The following is a 239-nucleotide window of genomic DNA, read 5'->3' as shown; positions in this document are numbered from 1 at the left end:
GGTGCTGGCGCTCACCGACGGCAAGGGGGCGGATGTGGTGATCAGCACCGCGCCGGGTGAGGTCGTTACCCGTAACTTCAAGGTGGTCGCGGAGTTCGGGCGCATTGTCGAGCTCGGTAAAGCCGACATCTATTCCGGTGGTGCGCTGCAACTGTGGAACTTCAACAGGAATGTGACCTACTCCTCGTTCGACCTCGACCGGATGGTGAATCTGCGGCCGAAGGAGACACTCCAAAATA

At 59.4% G+C, this 239-nt stretch carries 1 protein-coding gene; it reads left to right on the top strand.

All coding sequences use genetic code 11. The features are described from left to right. Positions 1–239: hypothetical protein (locus tag ACX4ZE_RS23455; protein WP_480275642.1), on the top strand; the 239-nt coding region annotated here is incomplete at both ends.

This window comes from Nocardia sp. TBRC8007, from assembly GCF_056629435.1.
The sequence above is the reverse complement of the archived record's forward strand: the minus strand, read 5'-3'. Positions and strand labels throughout refer to the sequence as shown.